The following is an 8,384-nucleotide window of genomic DNA, read 5'->3' as shown; positions in this document are numbered from 1 at the left end:
GCCCCATGCTGGTCAGGTGAGAATGCCCCATGGCTGATGGCTGCCGGGAGACACATCCTGGGACGGATCCGGACGTGTCGCGTCCCACGGCGCCCGCCCGACGGGTGAGTCCGTCGGGCGAGGACCCCGTGGTTGCCGGTGCGAGCATGCTCATCGGTGGTCCGCCCGGGGCGCATGCCCGCATCGGTGTCAACCGGAGCTGGTGGACGCCACTGCGGGTCCTGATGGCCTTCACCGTCCTGATCTGCCTGCTGGCCTACGCCCAGAAGGCACCGTGCCGCGACACCCGCAACTGGTCGCACGAGTACCAGTACACGCGCATGTGCTACTCCGACGTGGTCGCCCTGTACGGCCAGGAGGGCCTGGCCAACGGCAAGCGGCCCTTCCTCGACTACCCCACCGAATACCCGCCGCTGATCGGCGCGGCCATGCAGTTCGCGTCATCCGTCGCCGGATTCGCCTCGCCGTCGCAGCCGGTGTACCGCGACGACGGTGGCCGCCAGGTTGTAGCCAGCTACACGATCGATCATCGAACAGCCACCTTCTATGACGTCACAGCTCTGTTGTTCCTGGTGGCGGCCTGCGTCGCGGTGTTCGCCACGGCCCTGACCGCGGGCAGGGCCAGAGCCTTCGACGCCGCGCTGGTCGCGCTCGCGCCCGTTCTGGTGCTCCATCTCATGACCAACTGGGACATCCTGGCGGTGGCGTTCGCCGCCGCCGGCCTGCTTGCCTGGTCACGCCGAGCACCCACGCTCGCCGGCATCCTGATCGGGCTCGGAGCGGCGACGAAGTTCTACCCGGTGCTGTTCCTGCTGCCGCTGGCAGTGCTCACCCTGCGTGCGGGCAGAATTCGGCCCTTCGTCCGCACGTTCGTCGCGACCGTGGTGACCGCACTGGCGGTCTGGGTGCCCCTCTGGCTGGTTGCCGGGTACTTCAAGGGCGATGAACGGGTCGGCGACAGCATCTGGACGACGCTGTGGGCCGGTGGTGACTGGTTCGGCAAGCTCGGGGGCCACTGGGGCGACGGGACGAACGCGATGCTGCGCTTCGTCGACCTCAACTCCGAGCGCGGTCCGGACTGGGACTCCCTGGCCTTCGCCACGACCTGGCTGGCCAGCTCCTTTTCGACCCACATGTTCGGCGCCGTCCACCTGCTCACCATGGCGGTGGTCGGGATCGCGCTGGCCGTCATCGCCATCGCGGCGACGTCGCGATGGCCGGCCTGGCGATGGCCGATCGTGCTGGTGGCGTGCACCGGGTGGCTACTGGTCGCGGCCTGTGTCCCGGCGGTGCTGACCGATGTCCGGGAGCACGGCATCCCCACCGTAAACTCAACATCATTTCGATAGTCGTACTGGGGATGCTTCTTCTCGGCATAGCCGCGCTGGGATGGTTCGCGCCCCGGCGTCCGCGCCTGCCCCAGCTGTTGTTCCTCACGATCGCGGTGTTCCTGCTGACGAACAAGGTCTTCTCGCCGCAGTACACGCTGTGGCTGGTACCGCTCGCCGCGCTGGCCCGGCCACGGTGGCCGGCGTTCCTGGCCTGGCAGGCGAGCGAGGCATATGTGCTGCTCACCCGGTTCCTGCACTTCGTCTACAACGACACCAACGGAGCGTCCGGGATCGACCGTGGCTGGTTCGTGAGCGCCGTCGTCATCCGCGACCTCACCTTGTGTGTGTTCGCCTCGCTGGTCGTACGCGAGATCCTGCGGCCCGAACTGGACGTCGTCCGCGTCACCGGAGCGGACGACCCGGCGGGTGGCGTGCTCGACGGGGCGGCAGACCGGCGCAGTCGTCGGGCCATGCGCGCCACGGCGGACACCGCGACCGCGACGGACCGGGACGCGACGCAGGCCGGGCCGGGCGGATGGGCGGCGGCCGTCGGGGCTGGTCCATGACCGTGCCATCGGAAGATCCCGGCTCTGACCGGACCGGTCACGCCCAACCGGATTCCGGCCTGGCCGCGCTGCCCGGGTCCGGTGCGCCCGGCATAGGCCGGACGTGGCTGAACTGGATTCCGCAAGCAGTCCGGGCGACCCTGCCGATCTGGTTCGTCAGTCGGGTCACGGTCATCGTGCTGTCCTTGGCCACATCCCGGGCACTGTCCGGTCAACCGGGTGCTGATCTGCCGGGCGTGTCGGCGCTGTGGAACCGCTGGGATGTCGGACTGTTCACCAAGGTCGCGCGGTTCGGGTACGAGTCCCCGATGTACACCGACCACACCGAGGTGGACTTTCCGGGCTACCCGATCGCGATGCGCTTCGCCCACCTGTTCATCGGTGACTGGACGGTCGCGGGGATGGCGGTCTCGTTCGTCGCGGGGGCCGTGGCGGTGGCGGCCATCTGGCAGATGCAGATCGATGACACTTCGGCCGCAGGAGCGTCCACCTCGACCGGACCGGTGGTTTCGGCGTCAATCGAACAGTCGTCCGCCGGGACCGGACCGGTGTCCGCCGGGACCGGACGGGCCGCCGCCGGGACCGGACGGGCCGCCGCCGGGACCGGACAAGCCCGCGGTGGGACCGGACGGGCCGCCGGCGGTATCCGGCTCTGGGCTGGTCCGGGTGACCAGGACCGCCGTGCCGCGGACTTCGCGGTCCTCGCGCTGCTGCTGTTCCCCTATGCGGTATTCCTCTGCGCCGGGTACTCGGAGGCGATCTTCCTCGGTTTTGCCACCACGTCCTGGCTCGCCGCCCGCCGCCAGCACTGGTGGCTCGCCGGCCTGCTCGGCGCCGGTGCAGCCTCGACGAGGGTCACCGGAATCCCCTTCTGCGTCGGGCTGGCGGTGCAGTATGTCGTCAGCCGGCGACGCGCGGGGCTACCGGTGTTCGCGACGTCGGGACTCGCGCTCGCGCTGCCTCCGTTGCCCGTCCTCGCCTTCGTCACCTACCTACGGGTGCGCACCGGACGGTGGGACTCCTACGCCTGGGCGATGCGGGTCGGCTGGCACCGGGACATCGACTGGCCCTGGGTGGGATGGCGGGCGACCTGGCATGGGGCCTTCGACGCGTCGCAGTCCTCGGCGTGGACCTGGTTCTGGCGTGGTGAGATGGCCGCCGTGGTCGTCGGCGTAGTCCTGACCGTGGCGCTGGTGTGGTCGGCGCGCCTCGGTGAGGCTGCCTTCGTCGGCGTTGCGACGTTGCTGATGAGCAGCTCGAACTACTACGCCTCGGGGATCCGGACAATTCTGGTGGCCTTCCCGATGTACCTGCTGCTCGCTCGGGTCGCGACCCGGTGTCCCTGGGTGCGGCCGGCCTACATCTGGCTGTGTGCGCCCGTCATGGCCGCTTTTGTCGTCGCCTTCACCCAGGGTCAGTGGGTCGACTAAGAGCGACCGGTGTCGGTCACCGGTACGGGCCACCGGTGCGGGTGCGAGCTGGTCGACGTGGATCGAGTAGTGTTTGCCAGGTTGCCGTTCGTTGGCCCGCGCGCGTTGCACGTGCGGGCGTTCTGACACGCGGCACTGTCCCTCCTGCCACGGAACCCTCCGTGGCCGCCCGAGTCCACAGGAGGTGGGTTCACCCTTGCCACGGCATTACGAACTGATGGTCATCCTCGAACCGGATCTTGAAGAGCGTACGGTCGCGCCCTCCCTCGACCAGTATCTGACCGGTGTCCGCGCCAGCGGCGGCGTTGTCGAGAAGGTCGAAGTCTGGGGCCGCCGCCGGCTCGCCTACGAGATCCGTAAGAGCGTCGAGGGCATCTATGCCGTCATCGACCTGCACTCCGAGCCGGATGTGGTCGCCGAACTCGACCGCCAGCTCGTCCTCAATGAATCGGTGATCCGCACCAAGGTGATCCGGCTTCCCGAGAAGAAGAAGCCCCGACGCAAGATCGCGGCCTGAAGGGAGCGGCTTCATGGCCGGCGAAACAGTCATCACGGTGGTCGGAAACCTGACGAACGACCCCGAGCTTCGGTTCACCCCCAACGGTGCCGCGGTGGCCAGCTTCACCGTGGCCTCGACGCCGCGGACCCTCGACCGGACCACCAACGAGTGGAAGGACGGGGACGCGCTGTTCCTGCGTTGTTCCATTTGGCGGCAGGCTGCGGAGCACGTTGCCGAATCGCTGCAGAAGGGCGCCCGGGTCATCGTCCAGGGTCGGCTCAAGCAGCGGAAGTGGACCGACCGTGAGGGTAACGAGCGCATCTCGGTCGAGCTGGACGTCGAGGAGATCGGCCCTTCACTGAAGTACGCCACGGCGAAGGTCGTCAAGGCGGCTCGTGGTGCCGGCGGTGGCGGTTATGGCGGACCGAGTGCCGGGGCTGCGCCCGGTGGGTACGGCGGGCAGCCTGCGCCCGGCGGTCCTGCCGGCGGGGCTGGTGGCGGGGCTGGCGGCTACGGTGCCCCGGCGCCCGCCGGCGGCGGATCGGGATACGGCGGCGGTGCAGTCGAGGACCCGTGGTCCGCACCGGCCGGCGCCTACTCCGAGGAACCCCCGTTTTAGTGGTCCGCTAGCGGACCACGAGTGGCCCGTGTGGCCTGCGGATGCGCGAATGGAACGGGCCTGCGGTCGAACCCACAGACATATAGGAGTGCACGATGGCCAAGGCGGCCGTGCGCAAACCGAAGAAGAAGGTTTGCGCGTTCTGCAAGGACAAGAGCGACTACATCGACTACAAGGACACCTCGCTGCTGCGGAAGTTCATCTCCGATCGCGGTAAGATCCGCGCCCGGCGGGTTACCGGAAACTGCAGTCAGCATCAGCGTGATGTGGCGATCGCGGTGAAGAACAGTCGCGAGATGGCGCTGCTGCCTTACACTTCGACGGCTCGCTGAGGAGGCTGGCGATGAAGCTGATCCTCACTCAGGAGGTACCCGGCCTCGGCAGCCCCGGTGACACGGTCGAGGTCGCCGGTGGGTACGGCCGCAACTACCTCATCCCCCGTCGGTACGCGATCGTGGCGACCCGGGGTGCCGAGAAGCAGATCGCCCAGATCCGCCGGGCCCGGTCGGCTCGGGCGGTCCGGGACCTCGGGCATGCCAAGGAGATCGCCGGCCAGCTTTCCAACCTGTCCGTCCAGCTGGTGAGCCGGGCGGGTAAGGAAGGCCGGCTGTTCGGCTCCGTGACAGCGGCGGACGTGGTGGCGGCGGTGGCGGCGGCCGGCGGTCCCGATCTGGACCGCAGGCGGGTGGAACTGCCGAAGCCGATCAAGTCACTGGGTGCCCACACGGTCTCGGTGCACCTGCACACGGACGTCGTCGCGACCGTCAGTCTGGACGTCGTGTCCGCCTGAGAACGTCCGCCGGAGTGGTTCCACCTGAGAAGGTCCGGACTGCATGGCGGCACGGGACTGTATGGCGGTATGAGTGACCGCGGTGTTGCCGACCGGCCGATGGACCGGCCGGTCGATGTCACATCGCGGTCACTTTTCGTATTTCTGTCCGCAGTCGGATCCATGCACAGCGTGAGTCGCCGGCCGTGCGGGGGCAGCGGTGATTGGATCTACGGATTTCTTTCGTCCACAGGCGGTGGATGACGCCGACGCCTGCCAGACCGCGACATTGGCCTGGACGATCTATTTTCCGATCGGCTATCCACAGCTTCGGGGGACTTGTCCTGATGCTTTCCCCAGGGAGTTCGGTCTTATCCACAGCTGTTGTCCACAGGTTCTGTGGATAACTCTTTGGGGCTTCGGGTCGCTCCCCCGTACAGTCGGCGCCGCCGGTAGGGCGCCGCTGATCGGGGGAGTGATGATCGGGGAGCCATGATCGAGGGAGCGGTGGCCGTGCGGAGGCGCTCGGTCGGACATTGACAAAGCCACTCTGATGGTCGAACATATGTTCGATAGTGAGATGTGTGTCCAAGCTGCGGTCACGACGAGCGGTCACGACGAGGGGCACTACGGGGGGTGGTCATGACACTGACCGACATTGACCGCGCCCGGGGTGGTTCGGGCGGGTCGGTCGAGTTCGACCGCACTCCACCACATGATCTTGCAGCTGAACAGAGCGCGCTGGGCGGCATGCTGCTGTCCAAGGACGCGATTGCCGACGTGGTGGAGGTACTCGCCGCGGGCGATTTCTACCGTCCCGCGCACGCCACCGTCTACGGCGTCATCGGCGACCTGTACGGCCGTGGGGAACCGGCTGACGTCATCAGTGTCGCCGCCGAGCTCGCCAGACGGGAGCTGCTCGAACGGGTGGGTGGGCCGGCGTACCTGCACACCCTCATCTCAAGCGTGCCGACGGCGGCGAATGCCGGCTACTACGCCCGGATCGTGGCGGAGAAGGCCGTCCTGCGCCGCCTGGCCGAGGCCGGTACCCGCATCGTCCAGCTCGCCTTCGGCCCTGCGCAGGACGTGGACGAGGTCGTCGACCGCGCCCAGGCGGCCGTCTACGAGGTCACCGAACGTCGCTCAAGTGAGGACTACACCCCGCTCGGCGAGTTGCTCAACCCCGCCCTGGAGGAGATCGAAGCCATCCAGGGGCACAACGGGTCACTGACCGGGGTCCCCACCGGCTTCAATGATCTGGACGAGTTGACCAACGGGCTGCACGGTGGCCAGTTGTGGATCATTGCGGCCAGGCCCGCCGTCGGCAAGGCACTGGCGCTCGACACCCCGCTCGCGACCCCGACCGGCTGGACGACCATGGGCGACGTCGCCGTCGGCGACCAGCTGCTGGGAGCCGACGGTAAGCCGACTCATGTGGTCGCGGCCACAGAGGTGATGCATGGCCGCCCCTGCTATGAGGTCGAATTCTCGGATGGCACGGTCATCGTCGCGGATGCCGCGCATCAGTGGCTGACCGAAACACGGCGGGCTCGACGCTATGCGCAGCAGGGGAGCGCCTACGCCCGCGTACCGGTCGGGCCTGCGGTGGTGACGACGGAAGAGATCGCGGCGACGCTTCGATGCCCGACAGCAGATGCCCGCCTTAACCATGCCGTTCGAAACGCCATGCCCTTTGATCTTCCGGAGACGGACCTTCCAATCGATCCATATGTGCTCGGGGTGTGGCTTGGCGACGGAACCAGTGCCACGGCGAGTATCACCAGCGCGGATCCGGAGATAATCGCGGAGATCGAGTGTCGCGGTTATATCGTCAAGCCGTCGGTTTCGGTGAAGTACCGTTACCGGCTTCGGCTTCCATGCGAATATGAAGAAGATCGTAGTTGTCTTGTGTGTGGCGTGCAGTTCAGTAACCGTATGCCCCATGTGCGTACCTGCGGCCGGTCATGCGGTGGGAAGCTCCGATTCCTTGCCTCCCCGCTTGCGCCCCGCTGCTGTGTCGACTGCGGTAGCGCGGTCACCAGCTACGGTCCGCGGTGTCTTTCATGCCATCAGACTGCCGGAACAGTCCAGGGTCTTCTCCGGGCGCTCGGTGTCCTCGGAAACAAGCACATACCAATGAGCTACCTGCGATCAAGTGAACGCCAGCGTCGTGATCTGCTTGCGGGTCTGCTCGACACCGACGGCACGGTTCACAAAAACGGGTCGACAGCCCAGTTCTCGGTAACCAGCAGACGACTTGCCTTCGATACGCGTGAAGTGATAGAAAGCCTCGGCTGTCGCGCCACAGTCAGCACGAAGAATGTCAAGGGGCGAACTCCGGAAAGCTCGGTCTGCTACACAATCAGTTTTGCCCCACAGCAGCAGGTTTTTTGTTTGTCGCGTAAGGTGGAGAAACTGCGGTGGACGGGCCATCCGACTGTATCCACTCGATTCATCGCTGCGGTACGGCCTATTGGGTCGGTGCCTGTTCGCTGTGTCGAGGTCGATAACGAAGATCATCTTTATCTGGCCGGCCGGACGTGTATTCCGACCCACAACTCGACTCTTGGTTTGGATCTTGCTCGGGCTGCGTCCATCCGTAACGGGATGACATCGGTGATCTTCTCGCTGGAGATGAGCCGAATGGAGATCACCATGCGGCTGTTGTCGGCGGAGGCCCGGGTGTCCCTGCAGAGCATCCGCACCGGGCGGCTCACCGACGACGACTGGGCCCGTCTTGCCCGCCGGATGGGCGAGGTCGCGGACGCTCCCCTGTTCATCGACGACAGCCCGCACCTGACCATGATGGAGATTCGGGCGAAGGCCCGGCGGCTCAAACAGCGCAACGACCTCCGGATGATTGTTCTCGACTATCTGCAGCTCATGTCGTCGCCAAAGCGGACGGAAAGCCGCCAGCAGGAGGTCAGCGAGATATCGCGTTCACTGAAACTGCTGGCCAAGGAGCTGGATGTCCCGGTGGTGGCGATCTCCCAGCTGAACCGTGCCTCGGAACAGCGTGCGGACAAGCGCCCACAGATCTCCGACCTTCGCGAATCAGGATCGCTCGAGCAGGATGCGGACGCGGTGATCCTGCTGTACCGGGAGGATGCGGTGGAGAAGGAATCAGCCCGCGCCGGCGAGGCCGACCTGATCGTCGCCAAGCACCGTAA

Annotated in this window: 6 protein-coding genes and 1 pseudogene; all 7 read left to right on the top strand. The window is 66.7% G+C overall.

Features of this window, described 5'->3' with window-relative positions:
- Positions 1-29 precede the first annotated feature (29 nt).
- Positions 30-1,897, top strand: a pseudogene (locus U9980_RS01960) (glycosyltransferase family 87 protein).
- Positions 1,894-3,327, top strand: coding sequence for a hypothetical protein (locus tag U9980_RS01950; RefSeq protein ID WP_322766428.1), 1,434 nt, complete (start codon positions 1,894-1,896; stop codon positions 3,325-3,327). The pseudogene U9980_RS01960 and the gene U9980_RS01950 overlap by 4 nt, the downstream one beginning before the upstream one ends.
- A gap of 196 nt (positions 3,328-3,523) precedes the next feature.
- The gene (rpsF, locus tag U9980_RS01945; RefSeq protein WP_322751390.1) at positions 3,524-3,844 is read left to right on the top strand and encodes a 30S ribosomal protein S6; all 321 of its coding nucleotides are present in this window, start codon (positions 3,524-3,526) and stop codon (positions 3,842-3,844) included.
- A 13-nt stretch (positions 3,845-3,857) separates the two neighbouring features.
- Positions 3,858-4,445, top strand: coding sequence for a single-stranded DNA-binding protein (locus U9980_RS01940; protein WP_322751389.1), 588 nt, complete (start codon positions 3,858-3,860; stop codon positions 4,443-4,445).
- A 95-nt stretch (positions 4,446-4,540) separates the two neighbouring features.
- Entirely contained in the window at positions 4,541-4,777 is a 237-nt protein-coding gene (rpsR, locus tag U9980_RS01935) for a 30S ribosomal protein S18 (RefSeq protein ID WP_131749434.1), read from the top strand.
- An 11-nt stretch (positions 4,778-4,788) separates the two neighbouring features.
- Positions 4,789-5,235: a 50S ribosomal protein L9 gene (gene rplI, locus U9980_RS01930; protein ID WP_322751388.1), complete on the top strand. Its 447-nt coding sequence runs from the start codon at positions 4,789-4,791 to the stop codon at positions 5,233-5,235.
- A 621-nt stretch (positions 5,236-5,856) separates the two neighbouring features.
- The coding region (gene dnaB / locus U9980_RS01925) for a replicative DNA helicase (protein ID WP_322766427.1) at positions 5,857-8,384 on the top strand (2,528 nt) is incomplete at its 3' end.

It is taken from the genome of Protofrankia sp. Cr1, from assembly GCF_963555865.1.
Lineage (GTDB): Bacteria > Actinomycetota > Actinomycetes > Frankiales > Frankiaceae > Protofrankia.
The sequence above is the reverse complement of the archived record's forward strand: the minus strand, read 5'-3'. Positions and strand labels throughout refer to the sequence as shown.